The sequence below is a fragment of the Ruegeria sp. HKCCA5929 genome (assembly GCF_013034525.1).
Classification (GTDB): domain Bacteria; phylum Pseudomonadota; class Alphaproteobacteria; order Rhodobacterales; family Rhodobacteraceae; genus Ruegeria.
This window is the reverse complement of sequence record NZ_WQGE01000002.1, coordinates 310636-334223: the sequence shown is the minus strand read 5'-3', so window position 1 is coordinate 334223 and position 23588 is coordinate 310636. Positions and strand designations below refer to the sequence as shown.

General features: G+C 56.9%; 20 protein-coding genes. 17 read left to right on the top strand and 3 right to left on the bottom strand.

The window, feature by feature from the left end; translation table 11 throughout:
• The first annotated feature begins 14 nt into the window (after positions 1-14).
• From ccoO to nusG, 9 genes are all read left to right on the top strand, one after another.
• Positions 15-743 carry a cytochrome-c oxidase, cbb3-type subunit II gene (ccoO, locus tag GOV90_RS06375; protein ID WP_171095984.1) on the top strand — a complete coding sequence of 243 codons (729 nt, stop codon included), beginning with the start codon at positions 15-17 and terminating at the stop codon, positions 741-743.
• A 10-nt stretch (positions 744-753) separates the two neighbouring features.
• Complete coding sequence (locus tag GOV90_RS06370) at positions 754-939, top strand: cbb3-type cytochrome c oxidase subunit 3 (protein WP_171095986.1); 186 nt, start codon at positions 754-756, stop codon at positions 937-939.
• The gene (ccoP, locus tag GOV90_RS06365; RefSeq protein ID WP_171095988.1) at positions 936-1799 is read left to right on the top strand and encodes a cytochrome-c oxidase, cbb3-type subunit III; all 864 of its coding nucleotides are present in this window, start codon (positions 936-938) and stop codon (positions 1797-1799) included. Before GOV90_RS06370 ends, ccoP begins: the two co-directional genes overlap by 4 nt.
• 419 nt (positions 1800-2218) lie before the next feature.
• Entirely contained in the window at positions 2219-3646 is a 1428-nt protein-coding gene (gene ccoG, locus GOV90_RS06360; protein WP_171095990.1) for a cytochrome c oxidase accessory protein CcoG, read from the top strand.
• Between the two features lie 2 nt (positions 3647-3648).
• Positions 3649-4107: a FixH family protein gene (locus GOV90_RS06355; RefSeq protein ID WP_171095992.1), complete on the top strand. Its 459-nt coding sequence runs from the start codon at positions 3649-3651 to the stop codon at positions 4105-4107.
• Positions 4108-4110: 3 nt separating this feature from the next.
• Positions 4111-6288, top strand: coding sequence for a heavy metal translocating P-type ATPase (locus tag GOV90_RS06350; protein ID WP_171095994.1), 2178 nt, complete (start codon positions 4111-4113; stop codon positions 6286-6288).
• Positions 6289-6293: 5 nt separating this feature from the next.
• A complete protein-coding gene (gene ccoS, locus GOV90_RS06345) occupies positions 6294-6452 on the top strand; it encodes a cbb3-type cytochrome oxidase assembly protein CcoS (protein WP_074737762.1) in 159 nt (52 codons plus the stop codon).
• A gap of 91 nt (positions 6453-6543) precedes the next feature.
• The gene (secE, locus tag GOV90_RS06340; protein ID WP_050605011.1) at positions 6544-6741 is read left to right on the top strand and encodes a preprotein translocase subunit SecE; all 198 of its coding nucleotides are present in this window, start codon (positions 6544-6546) and stop codon (positions 6739-6741) included.
• A 187-nt stretch (positions 6742-6928) separates the two neighbouring features.
• Positions 6929-7462 (top strand): transcription termination/antitermination protein NusG, encoded by a 534-nt coding sequence (gene nusG / locus GOV90_RS06335; RefSeq protein WP_171096042.1) that lies wholly within the window; start codon positions 6929-6931, stop codon positions 7460-7462.
• A gap of 118 nt (positions 7463-7580) precedes the next feature.
• Here the strand turns inward: nusG and GOV90_RS06330 are convergent, their stop codons facing one another.
• On the bottom strand, positions 7581-8345 hold the full coding sequence (locus GOV90_RS06330) for a hypothetical protein (protein ID WP_171095996.1): 765 nt from the start codon (positions 8343-8345) through the stop codon (positions 7581-7583).
• Entirely contained in the window at positions 8342-9202 is an 861-nt protein-coding gene (locus GOV90_RS06325; RefSeq protein ID WP_171095998.1) for a hypothetical protein, read from the bottom strand. The genes GOV90_RS06330 and GOV90_RS06325 overlap by 4 nt, the downstream gene beginning before the upstream one ends.
• Positions 9203-9513: 311 nt before the next feature.
• On the opposite strand from GOV90_RS06325, the gene rplK reads away from it, so the two are divergent.
• The 7 genes from rplK to rpoC all read left to right on the top strand — a co-directional run bounded on the left by rplK (position 9514) and on the right by rpoC (position 21599).
• Positions 9514-9963, top strand: coding sequence for a 50S ribosomal protein L11 (gene rplK, locus GOV90_RS06320; RefSeq protein WP_010440985.1), 450 nt, complete (start codon positions 9514-9516; stop codon positions 9961-9963).
• Between the two features lies 1 nt (position 9964).
• Positions 9965-10663 carry a 50S ribosomal protein L1 gene (rplA, locus tag GOV90_RS06315; protein WP_171096000.1) on the top strand — a complete coding sequence of 233 codons (699 nt, stop codon included), beginning with the start codon at positions 9965-9967 and terminating at the stop codon, positions 10661-10663.
• 315 nt (positions 10664-10978) lie between these two features.
• Positions 10979-11368 carry a hypothetical protein gene (locus GOV90_RS06310; RefSeq protein WP_171105867.1) on the top strand — a complete coding sequence of 130 codons (390 nt, stop codon included), beginning with the start codon at positions 10979-10981 and terminating at the stop codon, positions 11366-11368.
• A 578-nt stretch (positions 11369-11946) separates the two neighbouring features.
• Positions 11947-12465, top strand: a complete 519-nt coding sequence (gene rplJ / locus GOV90_RS06305) for a 50S ribosomal protein L10 (RefSeq protein ID WP_170387618.1) — start codon at positions 11947-11949, stop codon at positions 12463-12465.
• Between the two features lie 80 nt (positions 12466-12545).
• Positions 12546-12920, top strand: a complete 375-nt coding sequence (gene rplL / locus GOV90_RS06300) for a 50S ribosomal protein L7/L12 (protein WP_170446876.1) — start codon at positions 12546-12548, stop codon at positions 12918-12920.
• A gap of 250 nt (positions 12921-13170) precedes the next feature.
• Positions 13171-17307: a DNA-directed RNA polymerase subunit beta gene (gene rpoB, locus GOV90_RS06295; RefSeq protein WP_171096004.1), complete on the top strand. Its 4137-nt coding sequence runs from the start codon at positions 13171-13173 to the stop codon at positions 17305-17307.
• 50 nt (positions 17308-17357) lie between these two features.
• On the top strand, positions 17358-21599 hold the full coding sequence (rpoC, locus tag GOV90_RS06290; protein WP_171096006.1) for a DNA-directed RNA polymerase subunit beta': 4242 nt from the start codon (positions 17358-17360) through the stop codon (positions 21597-21599).
• A 252-nt stretch (positions 21600-21851) separates the two neighbouring features.
• Here the strand turns inward: rpoC and GOV90_RS06285 are convergent, their stop codons facing one another.
• Complete coding sequence (locus tag GOV90_RS06285; protein WP_171096008.1) at positions 21852-23210, bottom strand: lipopolysaccharide assembly protein LapB; 1359 nt, start codon at positions 23208-23210, stop codon at positions 21852-21854.
• A 116-nt stretch (positions 23211-23326) separates the two neighbouring features.
• Between GOV90_RS06285 and GOV90_RS06280 the strand changes: the two genes are divergently transcribed.
• The gene (locus tag GOV90_RS06280; protein WP_171096010.1) at positions 23327-23569 is read left to right on the top strand and encodes a hypothetical protein; all 243 of its coding nucleotides are present in this window, start codon (positions 23327-23329) and stop codon (positions 23567-23569) included.
• The last annotated feature ends 19 nt before the right edge of the window (positions 23570-23588 follow it).

Genomic DNA, 23588 nt, shown 5'->3' with positions numbered 1-23588 from the left:
GGAGGGCCGGAGCAATGGCAATTCTCGACAAACATAAGATCCTCGAGACCAACGCGACCCTCCTGCTGATCTTCAGCTTCCTGGTCGTAACCATCGGTGGCATCGTTCAGATCACCCCGCTGTTCTACCTTGAGAACACCATCGAAAAGGTGGAGGGCATGCGCCCTTACACCCCACTCGAAATGGCGGGTCGTGAGATCTATCTGCGCGAAGGCTGCTATGTCTGCCACAGCCAGATGATCCGTCCGATGCGGGATGAGGTCGAACGCTATGGGCACTACTCGCTGGCGGCTGAATCAATGTACGACCACCCGTTCCAGTGGGGCTCCAAACGTACCGGGCCCGATCTGGCGCGTGTGGGTGGCCGCTACTCGGACGACTGGCATGTACGCCACCTGCGCGATGCACAGTCGGTGGTGCCGGAATCGGTGATGCCTAAATACGGCTTCCTCGAAACCCGCAAGATCGACGGCGAGTATATTGGTGACGTCATGGCCGCCAACGCTCTGGTCGGCACGCCCTATACCGAAGACATGCTGGAGAACGCCGTGGCCGATTTCCGCGCGCAGGCCGATCCGGACAGCGACTATGACGGGTTGCTGGAACGCTATGGCGACAAGGTCAACGTGCGCAACTTCGACGGCCAGTCTGATCTGACCGAAGCCGACGCGCTGATTGCTTATCTGCAAATGCTGGGCACGCTGGTCGATTTCTCGACCTTCACCCCGGACGCAAGCCGCTAAGGAGGGTGTGATGGAAGAATATACACTCCTACGGCAGTTCGCGGATAGCTGGATGCTGCTTGTGTTGTTCGTCTTCTTTATCGGCATCATCATCTGGGTGTTCCGCCCTGGTGCCAGCAAAGAATACAACGACACCGCAAATATCCCGTTCCGGCATCAAGACAAACCCGCCACATCCAAGGAGGCGCGGCAATGAGCAAGACACCTGAAAAACAGCCGGGTGATCCAAACACAACCGGCCATTCCTGGGATGGGATCGAGGAATTCGACAACCCGATGCCGCGCTGGTGGCTGTGGACCTTCTATGCGACCATTTTCTGGGGTCTGATCTATACGATCATGTATCCGGCATGGCCGCTGGTTCAATCTGCAACAGCAGGGGTTCTGGGATGGTCCTCGCGTGAGCTGGTTCAGCAGGAGCTGGTTTCGTTCGAAGAGGCAAACGCCCCTTGGAATGCCAAGCTGGTCGAGACACCGCTCGAGGATATCTCGAAGGACCCCGAGTTGCAGCAATACGCCGTGAACTCTGGCGGGGCCGTATTCCGCACCTGGTGCGCACAGTGCCACGGTTCCGGTGCTCAAGGCGCGCCCGGCTTCCCCAACCTGTTGGACGATGCCTGGCTGTGGGGCGGTTCGCTTGAAGATATCGAGTACACCGTCGCCTATGGTATCAGGAACGAAGAAAGCGACGATGCGCGCTATTCTGAAATGCCGGCATTTGGTGAGATTCTCGAAAGCGAAGAGATCACCCAGGTTGTCCAATATGTCATGTCGCTGACCAATGCGCAGACGGACGATGCGGCGGCGCAAGCGGGCAAGGTTGTTTTTGAGGACAACTGTGCTGCCTGCCACGGCGATAACGGCCAGGGCGACGTCTTTCAGGGCGCTCCGAACCTGACAGACGCGATCTGGCTTTACGGTGGCAGTGAAGAGGCTCTGACCGAAACAGTCACATACAGCCGCTTTGGCGTAATGCCTCCGTGGGAAAACCGCCTGACCGACGCGCAGATCCGCGCCGTGACGGCCTATGTCCACCAGTTGGGTGGTGGTCAGTAAACCATAAGGAACACCTTCGGGCAGTTCGCTGCCCGAAGGCTGTGGCACCGGCTGTTCCATCTGTTCGCGCGTTTCCTGAACAGCCGGTGCCCACTTTTACCACGTTCTGCCAGTTTCGTTGAGTTGTCTGTAGTGATGCGGGCAACTTTGACGCGTCCAGGCGGGCGTAGTCTTGGGCTGCGACAATTGGCCGGTATGTGACCTGCGGCTAACCCGCGACACAGCAGCTTTCGCGACAATCGCGGTTTTTCTGCTAAAATAAGTGAAAAAGCGGGCAAAACATCTCTGCTCCGACACACTCAGGGTCGGCTGATTTGCAAAAGATGTGTGTTCGATGCGCGTTTTGACCCATGTCAAAGTTCGCTTGCCCGTGATCTGGAACAAGTCGCCTTCAGAAGACCCATTTGTGGAGCCAGCCAGTGAGCGATTCCGATCCCGCCCCCAGCCTTTACGCAGCCAGAGAGCCGATCTTTCCAAGACGTGTCTCAGGGCCGTTTCGGAACCTGAAATGGATCATCCTGATCGTGACACTGGGCATCTACTATGTAACACCCTGGATCAGATGGGATCGCGGGCCAAGCCTGCCGGATCAGGCAGTTTTGCTGGATTTGGCAAATCGTCGGTTCTATTTCTTCTGGATCGAAATCTGGCCCCACGAATTCTACTTTGTCGCCGGTCTGCTGATCATGGCCGGTCTGGGCCTGTTCCTGTTCACCTCGGCCTTGGGGCGTGTCTGGTGTGGCTATGCCTGCCCGCAAACAGTTTGGACCGATTTGTTCATTCTGGTTGAACGTTGGATCGAAGGGGATCGAAACGCCCGTCTGCGTCTGCACCGTCAGGAAAAGCTCGATTTCCGCAAGGTCCGGCTGCGGGCCACGAAATGGACCGTCTGGTTCCTGATCGGTCTGGCAACGGGTGGGGCCTGGGTATTCTATTTTGCAGACGCCCCGACGCTTTTGGTGGATCTGGTCACAGGCAACGCGCATCCAGTCGCCTATACGACGATGCTGATCCTGACTGGCACCACGTTCTTCTTCGGCGGTTTCGCCCGCGAACAAATCTGCATCTACGCCTGCCCTTGGCCACGCATTCAGGCGGCGATGATGGACGAGGACACGCTGGTTGTCGGCTACCGCGAATGGCGCGGCGAACCACGGGGAAAAGGCAAGCGGACAGCGGATTCCGAGTTGGGGGATTGCATCGACTGCATGGCCTGCGTGAATGTCTGCCCGGTTGGGATCGACATTCGTGACGGTCAGCAGCTGGAATGCATCACCTGCGCCCTGTGTATTGATGCCTGTGATGATATGATGGCCAAGATCGGTAAGCCGCGTGGGCTGATCGACTACATGGCCCTCAGCGATGAAACGCGAGAGCGGTCTGGGCAGCCGCCGAAAAGTGTGTGGACGCATATATTCCGCGCCCGCACGATCCTGTACACGGCACTGTGGTCGCTGGTTGGTTTTGCGTTGCTGTTCGCTTTGTTCATCCGCTCGGATATTGACCTGACCGTTGCTCCGGTTCGAAACCCGACATTTGTCACCCTGTCCGATGGCACAATTCGCAACACCTATGACGTGCGGTTGCGTAACAAGCATGGCGAAGATCGACTGTTCACTCTGTCTCTGACCGGGGATCCGGCCATGCGTCTGGAAATCGAAGGCACGAACCTGCACACTGTGAATGTTCCGGCAGATACGGCACAATTGACCCGAGTGTATATCATCTCGTCCCGCGACTCGGGTCCAGCCGGAGCGGATTCAACGCCGGTCCGCATCTGGGTTGAAGATCTGAGCAGCGGTGAGCGGGCCTATAAGGACACCACGTTTAACGGACGGGGGAATTGATCATGGCGGAACGGAAATTCACCGGAAAGCACGCTTTGGCGGTATTCATCGGCGCTTTTGGCGTGATCATCACCGTAAACCTTGTGCTGGCTTACAGCGCGGTCAAAACCTTTCCGGGGCTTGAGGTCAAGAATTCATACGTGGCCAGTCAGGAGTTCAACGAACGTCTGAAAGAACAGCAAGCACTGGGGTGGACCGTACGGGCTGAAACCAAGGGCGGGTTGCTGATCCTGCACATCACTGACGAAAGCGGCGCACCTGTTCAGGTCAGCGAGTTGCAGGCTGTTGTGGGCCGCGCGACCCATGTGCGCGAGGATTTCGTGCCGGATTTCACCTTTGACGGAACAGCCTACGCCACGCCAGCTACGTTGGGCGAGGGCAATTGGAACATTCGTCTGGTGGCGCGGGACAGTGATGGCGCGGAATTTTCGCAGCGCGTTCCACTGTATGTGAAGGGGTAAACGATGACCGCGCAGCTTTCTTCCGGCACTGCAGCCTGTCCGGGCTGCCTTGCGGCACCGGCGGAACCCGCCCGGCCGATTCCGGAGGATGTGCAGATTGCACTGTCATTGCCGGGTATTCACTGCTCGGCCTGTATTGCAACGGTTGAGCGGGAATTGAACGCGCATCCCGGCGTCGAAGATGCACGGGTGAACCTGACCCTGAAACGCGCGATGATCAAAGCAGCGCCTGAAACGCGCGCTGTCGATCTGATCCCAGTGCTTGAGAAAGCCGGTTTTGAAGCGCACGAGCTTGATCCGGGTGCCTTGTCGGCCACTCAGACGGACAAGGCAGGGCGCGACTTGCTGATGCGCCTGGCGGTTGCCGGGTTTGCCTCCATGAACGTCATGCTGTTGTCGGTTTCGGTCTGGTCCGGGGCCACTGACGCCACGCGGGACATGTTCCACTGGATTTCTGCCGCGATTGCTCTGCCTGCCATCGCGTTTTCAGCCCAGCCCTTCTTTGCCAATGCGTGGAGCGCTTTGCGGGTGCGCCGCCTGAACATGGATGTGCCAATTGTGTTGGCGATCTTGTTGGCGCTGGTCACATCGCTTTGGGAAACCGCGCTGAGTGGCGAGCACGCCTATTTCGATGCGGCCCTGACCCTGACCTTCTTCCTGCTGGCCGGTCGTTATCTGGATTACCGCACCCGTGCCGCAGCCCGATCCGCCGCCGAAGAACTGACCGCGCTTGAGGTGCCGCGCGCGATCCGTTTGGTGAATGGCGTAGAACATGAAATCGCAGTTGCTGATCTGAAAGTAGGCGATTTGATCCTTGTGCGCCCGGGCGGTCGGATGCCTGTGGATGGTGAGATCGTGTCTGGCCAGTCTGAACTCGACCGCTCGCTACTGACCGGGGAAACGGTGCCTGTATTTGCCGAAATCGGCCAGTTGGTCAGTGCGGGTGAGGTCAACCTGACCGGTCCTTTGACGTTGCGCGCAACAGCAGTGGGCGAGGATACGTCGCTGCACCGCATGGCGGATCTGGTGGCCATCGCTGAATCCGGCCGGTCGCGCTATACCTCTTTGGCTGACAAGGCGGCCAAGCTTTATGCGCCGGGCGTTCACATCCTATCAGCGCTCAGCTTTCTGGGCTGGTACATTTATTCCGGCGATATCCGCACGGCGTTGAATATCGCGGCGGCGGTTCTGATTATCACCTGCCCATGTGCTCTGGGTCTGGCCGTTCCAGCGGTGACAACGGCGGCGTCTGGCCGGTTGTTCCGCAAAGGTATGTTGATCAAACATGCAACCGCGTTGGAGCGTTTGTCCGAGGCAGACACGGTGGTGTTCGACAAAACGGGCACTCTGACATCCGGTGCGCCGGAACTGGTCAATCTTGGGGAACATGCCCGCGCGAAGGTCGAAGTTGCCCTGGCGCTGGCCGAGGCGTCGGCACATCCTTTGTCTGTGGCTTTGGCGAAAGCCGCGCGTGAGGCCGGGATCAAGCCTGCCAACGTGCGGGCCGTCGTTGAGGTTCCCGGTTACGGCACCGAAGGTGAATACCGTGGTCAACGCGTGCGTTTGGGCCGGGCCGCTTGGGTCGGGGCAGAACAGGGCAGTGAAACCTGTGCCTGGCTGGCGATTGGTGATCACGCACCTGTGGCGTTCCGCTTTTCGGACGCGTTGCGCCCGGGTGCGGCCGAGGCGGTCGACGCGTTGCGTGCTGCTGGCAAGCATGTGGTCCTGATGTCCGGCGACTCGCAAGGGGCCGTGCGCGCGTTGGCTGAAAAACTGGGGATCACCGACTGGATTGCCGAAGCTTTGCCGCAAGACAAGGCGCAGCGCATTCAGGATCTCAGCGATCAGGGTCACCATGTCCTGATGGTGGGCGACGGTCTGAACGACACAGCGGCCTTGGCGGCAGCGCATGTTTCGATCTCACCGGCATCAGCGTTGGATGCCGCACGGGTGGCGTCGGACATTGTGTTGTTGGGCAATGACCTGAGCCCCATCGCGGATGCGTGCGACACGGCGGTCAAAGCGACAAAACGCATTCGAGAAAACTTCCGCATAGCGACAGTTTACAACGTGATTGCCGTTCCTTTGGCGGTGATTGGGCTTGCAACTCCATTGATCGCAGCTTTGGCGATGTCGACCTCTTCGATCACCGTGTCGCTCAACGCTCTGCGGCTGAGGTAAACCAGATGGAAGTTCTTGCCTATCTCATACCGATTTCTTTGTTGCTGGGCGGCGTTGGTCTGGTCGCCTTTATCTATACTGTTCGTTCAAACCAGTACGAAGACCCCGAAGGCGATGCGCGCCGGATCCTCAGCGATGAATGGGACGACAAACCCAAACCCTGACCGCATTGGGTAGAGTTGATCCAACTGCCCTTGAAATTGCCGCAATGCCCGGTTATGTCCGGGCCATCCGCTAGCAGAGAGAACACGCCAAATGGCCACCACCAACCCGATTCAGTTCATTCAGCAAGTCCGTGCCGAAGTGTCCAAGGTCGTCTGGCCGACCCGGCGCGAGGTGCTGTTGACCACGGTTATGGTTTTCATCATGGCGGCTCTTACGGCTGTATTCTTTGCGTTGGTCGATCTAGGCATCCGGGGTGGTCTTCAGCTGATCCTGGGCGCGTTCAGCTAAGCGCCGAAACGCTGCAGCCCCTTGCACTGCGGGCAATGTCAGAGTAGTTGACGCAGGACTATTCGGAATGGGCGTGTGGCGATTCGGGCTGCGCGCCGCTTTTTATTCCGGATGACGTGATAAGATTTCAATGACGGGCGTATCCGGCACATCCGATACCCCGAAGACAGACAAGGACGACAGGTTCATGGCGAAACGGTGGTACTCGGTCAGCGTTCTTTCGAATTTCGAAAAGAAGATCGCAGAACAGATCCGCACGTCGGTGGTTGAGCAGGGCCTTGAGGACGATATCGACGAAGTACTGGTGCCCACCGAAGAGGTGATCGAAGTGCGCCGCGGCAAGAAGGTCACAACCGAGCGCCGCTTTATGCCCGGCTACGTTCTGGTGCATATGGAAATGTCGGATCAGGGCTATCACCTGATCAATTCGATCAACCGCGTCACCGGTTTCCTTGGCCCGCAAGGCCGCCCGATGCCGATGCGCGATGCCGAAGTGAACCAGATCCTCAACCGCGTTCAGGAAGGCGAAGAAGCGCCGAAACTGATGATCACCTTCGAGGTGGGCGAAAAGGTCAAGGTCAACGACGGCCCGTTCGAGGATTTCGACGGCATGGTCGAAGGCGTGGACGACGAAGCTCAGAAGTTGAAAGTCTCGGTTTCGATTTTTGGTCGCGAGACACCGGTCGAACTGGACTTCACGCAGGTAACAAAGCAGAGCTAATTGCTCTTCACTTGTATTAGACGCCGCGGTGCTTCGAGCAGCGCGGCGTTTGTTGTTTTGACACCCCAGTTTTCCAACCAGAAAAAAGAGAGGTTCGACAGGCGAGGTTTGGTCTGCGCTAGGGTCGACCCGGTATAAGTTCTTGTTGTTGAAGCACTGTCAGAATGTCGAGGATTGTCGAAGGGCTGACGTCAACTGAGCCTTCAAGGAAAACGCCAACACCACCTTCTCCGATCTCGCGCGGGCCGCCTTTGTCGTAGGCTGGGTCGAGTGACGCAAGCTCTGCCGGGAGTTCCGGGCACAAAGGAGTGTCGTTCAGGGCAAGATCCACAGCTGCCAACATCAACTCCTTCACTGAGTCTAAAGTGTCATCTTCCAGCAGTTGCTCTCGCTGTTCTTCGGGGGCAGTTAGAGTAAGATCAATAAGCTTGAAATAGGCGCAGTTGTCCCGCACTTCGACAGTCGCTTCGGTGGACAAGCTGGCCAGGATCGCTCTTTTTTCTTCACCGCGTTCAAAGTTGCGTTCGCCGGTACGGCTGCATTCAAAGATCGTGATGGTCACATCCCCATCCAAATCTATTGTTTGGTCTTCGGCCTTAAAGCTCAAATCATCTAGTCGGACCTGCAGGCCACAATTGTCGACGATTGCATTGTCAGCCAACCGCTCGGGCACAACCTTTTGAACTTCGCGCAGGTCGAGAAGGGCACCGACCCCGATCCGAGTGGGCGCAGTGGCGGTGAGGTTCAGATCGAGTGTATATGGCAATTCTGTATCGCGAACGGGCAGTGTCGCATCGATGACAAAGTCCACTTGCTGCGCGTCGGGTACGCGGGCGTCCAGAAAAGATGCCAAAAAGGCGGGGAGGATAAACCAAAGTCTCATTCAGCAAACTCCAACACGCCAAGTTCTTTCAGACCTGCAAGGACTTTCACAATTGTCTCAGCACTTACATCCGCTGATCCGACAACAGCGGCGCCCAATCCTCCGGGTGCGATTTCGCGGGTTCCGCCGGATTCGTAATTCGGATCAAGAACAGAGAATTCTTCGGGCAGTGGCGGACAAACCGGATTGGCCGCCAAAAACTCCCCACCCTTTTCAAGGACCGCTTCGTTGATGCGGTTTGTCAGGCCGAAAAAGTTGGTGACAGCACCGATAAATCCGCGCGGGCTGAGATCGGCACTTTCGATGCTGAATGTAAGGCATTGACCCTTCACTTCTGCCTTGGCGACAGCGACCGCATCCACCGTGGCCCCGAAATACCGAAAGCCCGCTTCTTCATTCCGCTTGCATCGTGTGAACTGAGCACGAGCTGACCCCTCAACCTTTACAGTTTCGCCTATGGCAGTAACGTCTCGAACCTCAAGATAGATTTGACGCTTACAACTTTCTTCCAGGGGGCCAGTCAAAATCTGGGGCGCCTTTTCCTGCAATCCGCGCAAATCCATGAACGCGCGCAATCGCAGTCGGGTTGGGCTGGATTCCTCTAGACCGCCGTAGACGGTGAAGGGAACGGGAATATCGCGCAGAGGAACTTCTTTGGTCAATTTTACCTGAAAGCGACCGGCATAGGTAGCGGGATCAATGCCTGCCGTGTTGCGTGAGGAAGCGTTTTGGGATGCTTCTGATTGGGCAACTGTCTCGGATACTGTGCCCTGATCTTGTGCTTTGCTGCCGCACCCCGGCAACACAGCAAAAAGAGCACAAATCAGTAGTCCCTTGCCTCGTCGAGATGATGCCATCCCAGACCGCCCCTTCTTTAACTAAGTTGCCCTAAGATAACCGTCGGCGGTTCGTACGCAACTTTTGTATTCAAATTAGGTAACTTCTAAGCCGCTCCAGTCTGTCGCAACGTTTGGTTTGGCTAGTGCAGGTATGGTTCAGGAATACGGCGGGATCCTCTTGCCAACGTCATCTTTCCGCTATAAATGCCGCCTCTATCGTCTTCGGGCGAGATTCTCTCGTGGGAGGGTGCTGGGATCGCGATCCCGGTCCGAACCACGCAACATAATCTGGGTGGGACGCGTCCTGCCTAAGTTGAAAGGAAAACCAAATGGCCAAGAAGCTTGCTGGTACAATGAAGCTGCAGGTTCCTGCAGGTCAGGCGAACCCGTCGCCGCCAGTTGGTCCGGCGCTGGGTCAGCGCGGCATCAACATCATGGAATTCTGCAAGGCGTTCAACGCCAAGACAGCAGACATGGAGCCCGGCGCTCCTTGCCCGACCGTGATCACCTATTATCAGGACAAGTCCTTCACCATGGACATCAAGACGCCGCCCGCGTCTTACTACCTGAAAAAAGCAGCTGGTCTGAAGCCGGTCGGCAAGCGTAACCGCCCCCGTGGCGCGGAAAACCCAGGTCGTGAGACCGTGGCAACCGTGACCTCGAAGCAGGTTCGCGAAATCGCCGAAGCCAAAATGAAAGATCTGAACGCCAACGACGTCGAAGGCGCAATGCAGATCATCCTGGGCTCGGCCCGCTCTATGGGCATCGAGGTGAAGTAAGATGGCAAAACTCGGTAAACGTACCCGCGCTGCGCGCGAAGCTGTCGCCGGCAAGGAAAACCTGTCGGTTGAAGAAGCTGTTGCCCTGGTCAAAGGCAACGCAACCTCGAAATTCGACGAGACCATCGAAATCGCGATGAACCTGGGCGTTGACACTCGTCACGCAGACCAGATGGTGCGCGGCGTTGTTGGCCTGCCGAACGGCACCGGTAAAGCGATGCGTGTTGCTGTTTTTGCTCGTGGCCCGAAGGCGGACGAAGCGAAAGAAGCTGGCGCAGATATCGTAGGCGCAGAGGACCTGATGGAAATCATTCAGGGCGGCACCATCGAATTCGATCGCTGCATTGCCACCCCGGACATGATGCCGATCGTCGGTCGTCTGGGTAAAGTTCTGGGTCCCCGTAACCTGATGCCGAACCCCAAAGTTGGCACCGTGACCATGGACGTGAAAGCGGCCGTGGAAGCAGCCAAAGGCGGTGAAGTTCAGTTCAAGGCGGAAAAAGGCGGCGTTGTGCACGCTGGCGTTGGCAAAGCGTCGTTTGACGAAGCCAAGCTGGTTGAAAACGTTCGCGCTTTTGTCTCGGCTGTTGCCAAGGCCAAGCCATCGGGCGCCAAAGGCACCTACATGAAGAAAATCGCGCTGAGCTCGACCATGGGCCCGGGCGTGACACTGGATGTTGCGGAAGCTTCGGGCGAATAAGCCCCGGCATTCAGCTTAGAAGAATTGATCCCGGGTGGTGCGAACTGCCCGGGATTTTTCTTGTGTCTTTTTGGGTCCAATCCATGCCCCCACAGAAGGGCCAACTTTTTGCAGCAAATCTAGAAACTTCACACGCTCGGCGTTTTATGCAAACCATACTGGTGCAAGGGTAAAGTTCGGTTTTGAGTTGGTAGCCCAAAAACTGCCGTAATTCTCGAATACCGAACGTAGAAATTCTATTTCAGCCAGACGGGATCGTGGGCCTGTCAGGTGGCATTCTTGTAGAATACAATGTGTGGATATTGCGCACGCAGATTGAACCCTGACCTTATCGAGCAAATGAAGGGTGAACTGCCGGGCACGGTTGCGACCACAGACACTGCAAACACACCTGGAAGCCCGGCTTTGGTCAACGCGATCGCAGCGGTTGCGAGTGGTAGTTTGCAGATCGTGGATACAGGGGTTTCATTCCGATCTGCTGATGATGCGCTGTCTGCGGGTGTTGGCGCACGCGACGACGCGTTCGTTTTTGCGTCTGCCGTGTCAGCGGATGAAGGTGGTTCATTGGCCAGTTGGATGGGGCGCGGTCTTCCCAATTTGGCTGAGCAGGAAGTTCCATCGATGTCCTTGCAGCCCACAGATACTCCTGAACCGGAGTTTTGGGCGCTCACTTTGGCCTCATCATTCGAAGATTGGCTCTCTTGATCCGGGAATGATCAAAAGGTTATTGAAAGACGTTACCGCAGTGACATCTTTTTGTGCCTATGCGTTTACGCACCTGATCGGCGCCGAGAGAACTTAATCAGTCAAAATCACTTTCCATTCGTTCCGCTTGAGACCCTGGAATTTTCTGAGGGTCATCATTAGCATTCGAGTTTGAATTGCGTTCCCAAGCGGTGTTGAGGAGGGCTAGGCACTTTTGGCCGTGATCGCCGAATCCGGAAGCAATGTTGAGGTGAAACTTACCCGCTTCGATGAATGTGAAAGTACGCTTGCGATTGACGCAAATTTACCCCTTGGAAACCCCGCCTATCTGCCCTAAGTAGACCTGCGGAATAAAGCGTGCGATTCGTCGTGCGCTTTCTTTCGTTTCGTCCAAGACGGTGGGTGGGTCCATTCGGTCCCTTAATTCCCTGCCTGAGACGGGTAAGACCAAAGAATTCTGAGGGTCCCACCCTCGGGCGCATTTTGGCCAATCCCGTAATAACGGACCTGAACGCCGGAGCGAAAGCTGCGGCAAATATGAGCCGGGGTGAGGTATCGCCCCAAACTTGGAGAGAACTGTGGATAGAGCCCAGAAAGAGAAAGTGGTCGAGGAACTCGGCCAAATCTTCGAAAGCTCTGGCGTCGTAGTGGTTGCTCACTACGCCGGTCTGACAGTTGCCGAGATGCAGGACCTTCGCGCACGTGCTCGTGACGCGGGTGGCTCCGTGCGTGTTGCCAAGAACAGGCTCGCCAAAATCGCCCTTGAGGGTAAGCCGTGTGAAAGCATGGCCGACCTGCTGACAGGGATGACCGTTCTGACCTATTCCGAGGACCCTGTGGCAGCAGCCAAGGTGGCCGAGGACTTCGCCAAGGATAACAAAAATTTTGAGATCCTCGGCGGTGCAATGGGTGAGAACGCTCTGGACCGCAAAGGCGTCGAAACAGTTTCGAAAATGCCGTCTCGCGAGGAGCTTATTGCTTCGATCGTGGGCTGCATTGGCGCACCTGCTTCGAACATCGCCGGCGCGATTGGCGCACCTGCAAGCAACATCGCAAGCATCCTTTCCACCATCGAAGAGAAGGCGGAAGCTGCGTAAGCGGTTGGCACTGAATGATCTGCGTGGGGCATATGCCCTGACGTTGGAACACACACTGTAAAACGGAAAGAGCTAATACAATGGCTGATCTGAAAGCACTCGCAGAAAGCATCGTGGGTCTGACCCTGCTGGAAGCACAAGAACTGAAAACCATCCTCAAAGACGAATACGGCATTGAGCCCGCAGCTGGCGGTGCCGTAATGGTTGCAGCAGGCGGCGACGCCGGCGGTGCAGCTGAGGAAGAAAAAACCGAATTCGACGTCGTTCTGAAGAACGCCGGCGCATCGAAAATCAACGTCATCAAAGAAGTTCGCGGCATCACCGGCCTGGGCCTGAAAGAAGCCAAGGAACTGGTCGAAGCCGGCGGCAAGATCAAAGAAGGCGTGGACAAAGCAGAAGCAGAAGACGTCAAAGCCAAGCTGGAAGCAGCTGGCGCCGAAGTCGAGCTGGCCTAAGCTTAGTCTCAGGTGCATCGCTGATGCGCCGAAAAATTTGGCTGGGTCCGGAGAAATCCGGGTCCAGCCGAACCTGTCTTAGAAAGGGCCTCAACATGTGGGGCGTTTTCTAAGACACGGTTTTCGGATCGGGAGGCCGCCTTCGGGACGGTGGCCATGAATTGATCCGGACGTGTTGTCTCGATTGTGCAAGATGCCGGGGCCCGACGGTGTCTTTGCCCGCTGAGAACATCGAAAGGTGACATCTGACATGGCTCAAACGTTCCTTGGCCAGAAACGTCTTCGTAAATACTACGGCAAAATCCGCGAAGTGCTGGAGATGCCGAACCTTATTGAGGTACAGAAATCTTCTTATGATCTTTTCCTGCGCTCCGGCGATGCAGAGCAGCCGACAGACGGCGAAGGCATCAAAGGTGTGTTCCAGTCGGTTTTCCCGATCAAGGATTTCAACGAAACCTCCGTTCTGGAGTTCGTGAAATACGATCTGGAAAAACCAAAATATGACGTCGAAGAGTGTATGCAGCGCGACATGACCTACAGCGCGCCGCTGAAGGTCACTCTGCGACTGATCGTGTTTGATGTCGACGAGGACACCGGCGCGAAATCGGTAAAAGACATTAAGGAACAGGATGTCTTCATGGGCGATATGCCCTTGATGACACCGAATGGCACTTTTGTCGTGAACGGGACCGAGCGTGTGATCGTATCCCAAATGCACCGCTCGCCCGGTGTGTTCTTTGACCACGACAAGGGCAAGACCCATTCCTCGGGCAAGCTGCTGTTTGCCTGCCGCATCATCCCGTATCGCGGCAGCTGGCTGGACTTTGAGTTCGACGCCAAGGACATCGTGTTCGCCCGTATCGACCGTCGCCGCAAACTGCCTGTGACCACCCTGCTTTATGCGTTGGGTCTGGACCAGGAAGCGATCATGGACGCGTATTACAACACCGTGTCCTACAAGCTGGATAAGAAGAAGGGCTGGGTCACGCCATTCTTCCCCGAGCGTGTGCGTGGTACACGCCCGACCTATGATCTGGTCGACGCCAAATCCGGTGAAGTGATTGCTGAGGCCGGCAAGAAAGTCACCCCGCGCGCGGTCAAGAAGCTGATCGACGAAGGCACCGTCACCGACCTGCTGGTTCCGTTCGATCACATCGTTGGCAAATTTGTCGCCAAGGACATCATCAACGAAGAAAACGGCGCGATCTATGTCGAAGCCGGTGATGAGCTGACCCTGGAATATGACAAAGACGGCGACCTGATTGGCGGCACCGTGAAAGAGCTGATCGATGCGGGCATCACCGACATCCCGGTTCTGGACATCGACAACGTTAATGTTGGTCCGTACATGCGCAACACCATGGCTCAGGACAAAAACATGAGCCGCGAAACCGCGCTGATGGACATCTACCGCGTTATGCGTCCGGGCGAGCCGCCCACCGTCGAAGCTGCGTCAGCCCTGTTCGACACGCTGTTCTTCGACAGCGAACGTTACGACCTGTCCGCCGTTGGCCGCGTGAAGATGAACATGCGTCTGGCTCTGGATGCACCGGACACCCTGCGCACTCTGCGCCGCGAAGACATCGTTGCCTGCATCAAGGCGCTGGTGGAACTGCGTGACGGCAAAGGCGACGTGGACGATATCGACCACCTCGGCAACCGTCGCGTGCGTTCGGTTGGCGAACTGATGGAAAATCAGTACCGCGTCGGTCTGTTGCGCATGGAGCGCGCGATCAAAGAGCGTATGTCGTCGGTAGAGATCGACACCGTCATGCCGCAGGACCTGATCAACGCGAAACCTGCCGCGGCTGCTGTCCGCGAATTCTTCGGCTCGTCGCAGCTGTCGCAGTTCATGGACCAGACCAACCCGCTGTCGGAAGTCACCCACAAACGCCGTCTCTCGGCACTTGGCCCCGGTGGTCTGACACGTGAGCGTGCGGGCTTTGAGGTTCGCGACGTACACCCGACCCACTATGGTCGGATGTGCCCGATTGAAACGCCGGAAGGTCCGAACATCGGTCTGATCAACTCGCTGGCCACCTTTGCTCGCGTGAACAAGTATGGCTTCATCGAAACACCCTACCGCGTCGTGAAAGACGCCGAGGTGACCGATGAGGTTCACTACATGTCCGCGACCGAGGAAATGCGTCACACCGTGGCGCAGGCGAACGCGACCTTGGATGCCGATGGCAAGTTCATCAATGATCTGGTGTCGACCCGTCAGGCCGGTGACTACACGCTTGCCCCGCGCGAGAATGTGGACCTGATCGACGTGTCGCCGAAACAGCTGGTCTCGGTCGCTGCATCGCTGATCCCGTTCCTTGAAAATGACGACGCCAACCGCGCTCTGATGGGCTCGAACATGCAACGTCAGGCGGTTCCGCTGCTGCGGGCCGAAGCGCCGCTTGTCGGTACCGGGATCGAGGAAAAGGTTGCGATCGACTCGGGTGCTGCGATCCAGGCGAAACGCGCCGGTATCATCGACCAGGTCGATGCCCAGCGTATCGTTATCCGCGCCACCGAAGATCTGGAACTGGGCGACGCTGGCGTTGACATCTACCGTCTGCGCAAGTTCCAGCGGTCTAACCAGAACACCTGCATCAACCAGCGTCCGCTGATCAAGGTGGGTGACACCGTCCAGAAGGGCGAGGTTATTGCCGATGGTCCGTCGACCGATATGGGTGAACTGGCGCTTGGTAAGAACGTGGTCGTCGCGTTCATGCCGTGGAACGGTTACAACTACGAAGACTCGATCCTGATCAGCGAACGTATCGCGCGTGATGACGTCTTTACCTCGGTCCATATCGAGGAATTCGAAGTCGCCGCCCGTGACACCAAGCTGGGTCCGGAAGAGATCACCCGCGACATCCCGAACGTCGGTGAAGAAGCGCTGCGCAACCTCGACGAGGCGGGCATCGTTTACATCGGCGCGGATGTTGAACCGGGCGATATTCTGGTCGGCAAGATCACTCCGAAGGGCGAAAGCCCGATGACCCCGGAAGAAAAGCTGCTGCGCGCCATCTTTGGTGAAAAAGCATCTGACGTGCGCGACACCTCGCTGCGCGTGAAGCCGGGCGATTACGGTACGGTCGTCGAAGTCCGCGTTTTCAACCGTCACGGCGTCGAAAAAGACGAGCGCGCGCTGCAGATCGAGCGTGAAGAAGTCGAACGTCTGGCCCGTGACCGGGACGATGAGCTGGCGATCCTTGACCGCAACATCTATGCGCGTCTGCAAGGCCTGATCCTTGGTAAAACCGCTGTCAAAGGCCCGAAAGGCGTTAAGGCAGGGTCGGTGATCACCGAGGACCTGCTGGAAACCCTGACCCGTGGTCAGTGGTGGCAGCTGGCGCTGGAAGGTGAGCAGGACGCACAAATCGTAGAGGCTCTGAACGAGCAGTACGAAGTGCAGAAACGCGCTCTGGACGCCCGTTTCGAAGACAAAGTCGAGAAAGTCCGTCGTGGCGACGACCTGCCGCCGGGTGTGATGAAGATGGTCAAAGTCTTCATCGCCGTGAAGCGTAAGCTGCAGCCGGGCGACAAGATGGCCGGTCGTCACGGGAACAAGGGTGTGATCTCCAAGGTTGTTCCGATGGAAGACATGCCGTTCCTGGCCGATGGTACGCCGGTTGATTTCTGTCTGAACCCGCTGGGTGTGCCTTCGCGTATGAACGTCGGTCAGATCCTTGAAACCCATATGGGTTGGGCCGCGCGCGGTCTGGGTCTGAACATCGATGAGGCTCTGGGTGAATATCGCCGGTCCGGCGACCTGACCCCGGTGCGCGAAGCGATGAAGCTGGCCTATGGCGAGAATGTCTACGAAGAAGGCATCACCGGTCTGGACGAGGATGGCCTGATCGAGGCTGCGGGCAACGTGACCCGCGGTGTTCCGATCGCAACCCCGGTCTTTGACGGTGCCAAAGAGGCTGACGTCAACGACGCGCTGGTGCGTGCGGGCTTCTCGGAAAGCGGTCAGTCGGTTCTGTTCGACGGTCGTACCGGCGAGCAATTTGCACGTCCGGTCACCGTGGGCATCAAGTACCTGCTGAAACTGCACCATCTTGTGGACGACAAGATCCACGCGCGTTCGACCGGGCCGTACAGCCTGGTGACCCAGCAGCCGCTGGGTGGTAAGGCGCAGTTCGGTGGTCAGCGCTTTGGTGAGATGGAAGTCTGGGCTCTGGAAGCTTACGGCGCCGCCTACACCCTGCAGGAGATGCTCACCGTGAAATCGGATGACGTCGCCGGCCGGACCAAGGTCTATGAGTCGATCGTCAAGGGCGAGGATAACTTTGAAGCGGGCGTACCGGAATCGTTCAACGTTCTGGTGAAAGAAGTCCGTGGTCTCGGCCTGAATATGGAACTCCTGGATGCGGAGGTTGAGGAGTAAGGGCGCTGCCCTTTCTCCCGTCCCCCCTTCCGCAAGATTTGAGGTAACAAATGAACCAGGATATCACCAACAACCCGTTCAACCCGCTGACGCCCCCGAAGGTCTTTGACGAGATCAAAGTCTCGCTGGCGTCGCCCGAGCGGATCCTGTCTTGGTCCTATGGCGAGATCAAGAAACCCGAAACCATCAACTACCGGACGTTCAAGCCTGAACGTGACGGCCTGTTCTGCGCGCGTATCTTTGGCCCGATCAAAGATTACGAATGTCTGTGCGGCAAATATAAGCGGATGAAGTATCGCGGCGTTGTCTGCGAGAAATGCGGTGTGGAAGTCACCCTGCAGAAAGTCCGCCGCGAGCGTATGGGCCACATCGAACTGGCCGCGCCTGTTGCGCATATCTGGTTCCTGAAATCGCTGCCGTCCCGCATCGGTCTGATGCTGGACATGACGCTGCGCGATCTGGAACGCGTTCTGTACTTTGAAAACTATGTCGTCATCGAACCCGGTCTGACCGATCTGACCTACGGCCAGATGCTGACCGAAGAAGAGTACATGGATGCGCAGGATGCCTATGGCATGGACGCGTTCACCGCGAATATCGGTGCTGAAGCCATCCGTGAGATGCTGGCCCAGATCGATCTGGAAGCCGAAGCCGAGCAGCTGCGCGCTGATCTGGCCGAGGCGACCGGCGAGCTGAAGCCCAAGAAGATCATCAAGCGTCTGAAGGTTGTTGAATCCTTCCTCGAGTCGGGTAACCGTCCCGAATGGATGGTGATGACCGTGATCCCGGTCATTCCGCCGGAACTGCGTCCGTTGGTTCCGCTGGATGGTGGCCGTTTTGCGACTTCGGATCTGAACGATCTGTATCGCCGCGTCATCAACCGGAACAACCGTCTGAAGCGTCTGATCGAACTGCGCGCGCCTGACATCATCGTCCGCAACGAAAAGCGGATGCTGCAGGAATCCGTGGATGCACTGTTCGACAACGGCCGTCGTGGCCGCGTGATCACTGGCGCCAACAAGCGTCCGCTGAAATCGCTGTCGGACATGCTGAAAGGTAAGCAGGGTCGCTTCCGTCAGAACCTTTTGGGTAAGCGCGTCGACTTCTCGGGCCGTTCGGTCATTGTGACCGGGCCCGAGCTGAAGCTGCACCAGTGTGGTCTGCCCAAAAAGATGGCGTTGGAGCTGTTCAAGCCGTTCATCTACTCACGCCTTGAAGCCAAGGGTCTGTCTTCGACCGTGAAACAGGCGAAGAAACTGGTCGAGAAAGAGCGCCCTGAAGTTTGGGATATCCTCGACGAGGTGATCCGCGAACACCCTGTCATGCTGAACCGTGCGCCGACGCTGCACCGTCTTGGCATTCAGGCGTTCGAGCCGGTTCTGATCGAAGGTAAAGCCATTCAGCTGCACCCGCTGGTCTGTTCGGCCTTTAACGCCGACTTTGACGGGGACCAAATGGCCGTTCACGTCCCGCTGAGCCTTGAGGCGCAGCTGGAAGCCCGTGTTCTGATGATGTCGACGAACAACGTTCTGTCGCCTGCAAATGGCGCACCGATCATCGTTCCGTCGCAGGATATGATCCTGGGTCTGTACTATGTGACCCTGGAACGTGAAGGCATGCCGGGCGAAGGCAAGGTCTTTGGCTCGATCGAAGAAGTTCAGCACGCGCTGGACGCGGGTGAGGTGCATCTGCACTCGAAAATCACCGCGCGGATCACGCAGATCGACGACGAAGGCAACGAAGTTCAGAAGCGCTATGAAACCACTCCGGGCCGTCTGCGTCTGGGTGCCTTGCTGCCGATGAACAACAAAGCGCCGTTCGAGCTGGTCAACCGTCTGCTGCGGAAGAAAGAAGTGCAGCAGGTGATCGACACCGTCTACCGTTACTGCGGTCAGAAAGAGTCGGTTATCTTCTGTGACCAGATCATGTCGATGGGCTTCAAAGAAGCGTTCAAGGCTGGCATCTCGTTTGGTAAGGACGACATGGTCATTCCGGGTGACAAGTGGGGCATCGTTGATGACACCCGCGGTCAGGTGAAAGACTTTGAACAGCAGTACATGGACGGCCTGATTACTCAGGGTGAAAAGTACAACAAAGTTGTCGATGCCTGGTCGAAGTGTAACGACCGCGTCACCGAGGCTATGATGTCGACGATCTCGTCGTCGGATCGGGCAGAGGACGGCTCGGAACAGGAACCGAACTCGGTCTACATGATGGCCCACTCGGGTGCGCGTGGCTCGGTTACTCAGATGAAACAGCTGGGCGGTATGCGCGGCCTGATGGCCAAGCCGAACGGTGACATCATCGAAACGCCGATCATCTCGAACTTTAAGGAAGGTCTGACCGTTCTCGAGTACTTCAACTCGACCCACGGTGCCCGTAAGGGTCTGTCGGATACCGCTCTGAAGACGGCGAACTCGGGTTACCTGACCCGTCGTCTGGTGGACGTGGCGCAAGACTGTATCGTTCGTGAGATCGACTGTGGCACCGAGCGTGCGATCACTGCAGAAGCAGCCGTGAACGACGGTGAGGTTGTCGCCTCGCTGGCCGAACGTGTGCTGGGCCGTGTCGCTGCTGACGATGTTCTGCGTCCGGGCACAGATGAGGTGATCGTCGCAGCAGGTCAGCTGATCGACGAACGTATGGCCGACACCATCGACGAAGCCGGTGTTCAGTCGATGCGCATCCGTTCGCCTCTGACCTGTGAGTCCGAAGAAGGCGTCTGTGCAACCTGCTACGGTCGTGACCTTGCGCGTGGTACCATGGTGAACACAGGTGAAGCTGTTGGCATCATTGCCGCCCAGTCGATCGGTGAACCCGGTACACAGCTGACCATGCGGACCTTCCACATCGGTGGTGTTGCGCAAGGTGGTCAGCAGTCGTTCCAGGAAGCCAACCAGGAAGGTGTTGTCGCGTTCGAGAACCCACAGATCCTGGTCAATGCCGCAGGCGAAAGCCTGGTCATGGGCCGGAACATGAAGCTGGTAATCAACGACGAACATGGCGAAGAGCGTGCCAGCTTCAAGCTGGGCTACGGCTCCAAGCTGTTCGTCAAAGACGGCACCAAAGTAGCCCGTGGCGACAAGCTGTTCGAATGGGATCCCTACACTCTGCCGATCATCGCCGAGAAAGCCGGTACCGCGAAATACGTTGATCTGGTTTCGGGCCTTGCTGTCCGCGACGAGACCGACGAAGCAACTGGCATGACCCAGAAGATCGTGATCGACTGGCGCGCGGCCCCCAAAGGCAGCGACCTCAAGCCCGAGATCATTCTGGTCGGTGAAGATGGCGAGCCGGTCCGCAACGACGCGGGCAACCCGGTTCACTATCCGATGTCGGTAGATGCGATTCTGTCGGTCGAAGACGGCCAGAAGATCGAAGCTGGTGACGTTGTTGCGCGTATCCCGCGTGAAGGTGCCAAGACCAAGGACATCACCGGTGGTCTACCGCGTGTGGCCGAACTGTTCGAAGCACGTCGTCCGAAAGATCACGCGATCATCGCAGAAGCCGATGGTTACGTGCGCTTTGGCCGCGACTACAAGAACAAGCGTCGCATCAGCATCGAACCGGCGGACGAGTCCATGGAGACCATCGAGTACATGGTGCCCAAGGGCAAGCACATCCCGGTCGCCGAAGGGGACTTCATCCAGAAGGGTGAATACCTGATGGACGGTAACCCGGCTCCGCATGACATCCTGTCCATCATGGGTGTCGAAGCGCTGGCGGATTACATGATCGACGAGGTGCAGGACGTCTATCGTCTGCAGGGCGTGAAGATCAACGACAAGCACATCGAGGTCATCGTGCGCCAGATGCTGCAGAAGTGGGAGATCCTGGATTCAGGCGACACCACCCTGCTGAAAGGCGAGCATGTCGACAAGCAGGAGTTCGACGCAGCCAACGAGAAGACCCTCTCGCGTGGTGGTCGTCCGGCACAGGGCGAGCCGATCCTGTTGGGGATCACCAAAGCCTCGCTGCAGACACGTTCGTTCATCTCGGCGGCGTCGTTCCAAGAAACCACCCGCGTGCTGACCGAAGCTTCGGTTCAGGGCAAGAAGGACAAGCTGGTTGGCCTGAAAGAGAACGTCATCGTTGGTCGTCTGATCCCCGCCGGTACCGGTGGTGCAACTCAGGCCGTCCGCCACATCGCGCAGTCGCGTGACAACGTGGTCATCGAAGCCCGCCGGGAAGAGGCCGAAGCCGCCGCTGCTCTGGCTGCGCCGACCTTCGACGACGACATGGTTGGTGATGAGCTGGACGTTCTGGTGGAAACCCCGGAAAGCCGCGAGTAAGCTCGACAGCATAAATTTGAAAAAGGCCCTGCAAAACGCGGGGCCTTTTTTCTTGGATAAGTGTCAAGTGTCAGCCCAATGCTGCGAGTGCTCAATCTGCCATCTAATGACAGAATTGAGCCCACTTTGACCGATTCTGCGCAATGTCCGAATGACAGGAATTCGAATGAAGCGGACATGGTGCAACTGCTGAGCATTCGGTCTCAATGCCGTTGAGAGAAACTCAAGCGGTCGCAATTCGAAATCACACTCCTAACTTGGCGGCTTCCAATTGGCTTGTCTCATGGCGTCACCGAGTTCTTGCCCGTATTTCGGATTTGCAAAAAGTTTCTCAAACAGCGCATCCACGCGACTGTCTGGCCACTCGCGTGAAAGTTGTTCAGATAGAGACTGAGCTTGAACCTTATTCCCCAACATATAATGTGATGCCATAAGGTAAGCAACGGAGACAGGTCCGACGGGGCCGCCTTTTTCCATCACTCCTTCAAAGGCTGACACGGCGCCTTCGTAGTCCTTCATGTGGAACTTTGCTGAACCCATCGCGTTCTGAAACACATAACCTCTTTGAAGCTCGATTTTTGAGAGTGCGTCTTCGCTAATCGCTACGACTTGTTCAAATGAACCAGAATATAGCATTACCAGCGACACAAACTCTAACACATGGACGTCGTGTGGTGCCAAACGCTGTGCTCGTTGTGCAAATTCAATGGCCTCATGCCAGTTTCCCTTGGCAAACTTGACCCAGGCCATTGCGGCCTGACTCCAACCCGTTTCCGGAGCTAACTCCATGGCTCTCTTTGCCTGCGCGTCGGCATAGTTCAACATGTTCTGAGCCAGGTCGTCATCGGAGGTTAGCACGGCAATTGTCGCTGCGACCTGGGCAGCGCCTGCGTGGCCGCCGAAATAGCTGTCGTCGTTTTCGATTGCCCCCTTGAATATGGTCAGAGCCGCTTCAAGACGCGCAGGTTCTAAAGCCGGAAAGATCAGGTCCCGACCAGTATTGGCCAGATTGACAGCCTGCAGACGCATTGGGGATGCGTCAAAGATTGCGCTGCGCTCGTCACGGCTCAGGCCATCTACGGATAAATCAGTCGGAACATCCTGCTTTGTCGAGCTCACAAAATAGGCAATTGCAAAACAACCAAGAGTAATAATCCCCACAAGCCTAACCACTGGCCGAGCCCATGCACGCGCACTGGTTTCCAGCTTTGGAAATTCAGGCTGAGCGGTTTCGGAACAGCTCTTCGAAATCCGAGGTACGTAACCACCCTTTGGCAGTTCAAACACCGTTTTTTCGCCATGCCCGTCTGCGGCGTAATACTCGGCAAGCTTGCGTCGCAAGCGGCCAGCGTCCACCCGCACCACGTTTTCACGGCGCTCCATCTCGGACGCTGATCCGCCATAGACATCCATTGCAATTGTTTTTGCGCGAATTTCATCTGCCCTGCCGCTGAGAGTTTCCTCAACCACATACACAAGAAAGTCCTGTAGACGCAGTGACCCTTCAAAGGTTGAGGAACTCACAAGCCTCTGAAGCGCTGCCCGCACATCTTTGGTGTCGGGCTTTTCTTGATCATTTGTTGCTGGGGATGTTCTTTCAGATAATATCATTTTTTCAGCAAGTTACATCCATCATTACACCGTATTATGCCCCGATATACCTATTGTGAAAAGTGAATTCGTTGTTTGCTTTGGTAACATGCTGCTCCATCGAATGTACTGTCTAAATGAAGCGTAACGCTATTGATAATCTGTTTCCCAACCAAAAGGCCACGATAGCAGCCCTAAGGCGGGTGGACACGGTATTCGATGAAATCTGCCGAGACTATCAGCTTCTCAGTGAAGAGTACCCTGCTTTGAACACTGAGCCTGGAAGTCAGTCTTACCAGCTTGCCTGCGACATCCGCGAAACTTTGGATGGTCTTCGGGATGAAATCGTCCGGTCATTGCGGCGGGCAGGAAAGATGTAGTTCAAAAGGGGAAGGGATA

Excerpts from the sequence above, each read along its gene's own strand:
- ccoO (WP_171095984.1), top strand. The coding sequence starts at position 15 with ATGGCAATTCTCGACAAACATAAGATCCTCGAGACCAACGCGACCCTC.
- ccoS (WP_074737762.1), top strand. The coding sequence starts at position 6,294 with ATGGAAGTTCTTGCCTATCTCATACCGATTTCTTTGTTGCTGGGCGGC.
- rpoB (WP_171096004.1), top strand. The coding sequence starts at position 13,171 with ATGGCTCAAACGTTCCTTGGCCAGAAACGTCTTCGTAAATACTACGGC.
- GOV90_RS06285 (WP_171096008.1), bottom strand. The coding sequence starts at position 23,210 with ATGATATTATCTGAAAGAACATCCCCAGCAACAAATGATCAAGAAAAG.
- rplL (WP_170446876.1), top strand. The coding sequence starts at position 12,546 with ATGGCTGATCTGAAAGCACTCGCAGAAAGCATCGTGGGTCTGACCCTG.
- GOV90_RS06350 (WP_171095994.1), top strand. The coding sequence starts at position 4,111 with ATGACCGCGCAGCTTTCTTCCGGCACTGCAGCCTGTCCGGGCTGCCTT.
- GOV90_RS06325 (WP_171095998.1), bottom strand. The coding sequence starts at position 9,202 with ATGGCATCATCTCGACGAGGCAAGGGACTACTGATTTGTGCTCTTTTT.
- rplK (WP_010440985.1), top strand. The coding sequence starts at position 9,514 with ATGGCCAAGAAGCTTGCTGGTACAATGAAGCTGCAGGTTCCTGCAGGT.
- GOV90_RS06370 (WP_171095986.1), top strand. The coding sequence starts at position 754 with ATGGAAGAATATACACTCCTACGGCAGTTCGCGGATAGCTGGATGCTG.
- GOV90_RS06355 (WP_171095992.1), top strand. The coding sequence starts at position 3,649 with ATGGCGGAACGGAAATTCACCGGAAAGCACGCTTTGGCGGTATTCATC.
- rpoC (WP_171096006.1), top strand. The coding sequence starts at position 17,358 with ATGAACCAGGATATCACCAACAACCCGTTCAACCCGCTGACGCCCCCG.
- ccoP (WP_171095988.1), top strand. The coding sequence starts at position 936 with ATGAGCAAGACACCTGAAAAACAGCCGGGTGATCCAAACACAACCGGC.
- GOV90_RS06280 (WP_171096010.1), top strand. The coding sequence starts at position 23,327 with ATGAAGCGTAACGCTATTGATAATCTGTTTCCCAACCAAAAGGCCACG.
- GOV90_RS06330 (WP_171095996.1), bottom strand. The coding sequence starts at position 8,345 with ATGAGACTTTGGTTTATCCTCCCCGCCTTTTTGGCATCTTTTCTGGAC.
- nusG (WP_171096042.1), top strand. The coding sequence starts at position 6,929 with ATGGCGAAACGGTGGTACTCGGTCAGCGTTCTTTCGAATTTCGAAAAG.
- rplA (WP_171096000.1), top strand. The coding sequence starts at position 9,965 with ATGGCAAAACTCGGTAAACGTACCCGCGCTGCGCGCGAAGCTGTCGCC.
- secE (WP_050605011.1), top strand. The coding sequence starts at position 6,544 with ATGGCCACCACCAACCCGATTCAGTTCATTCAGCAAGTCCGTGCCGAA.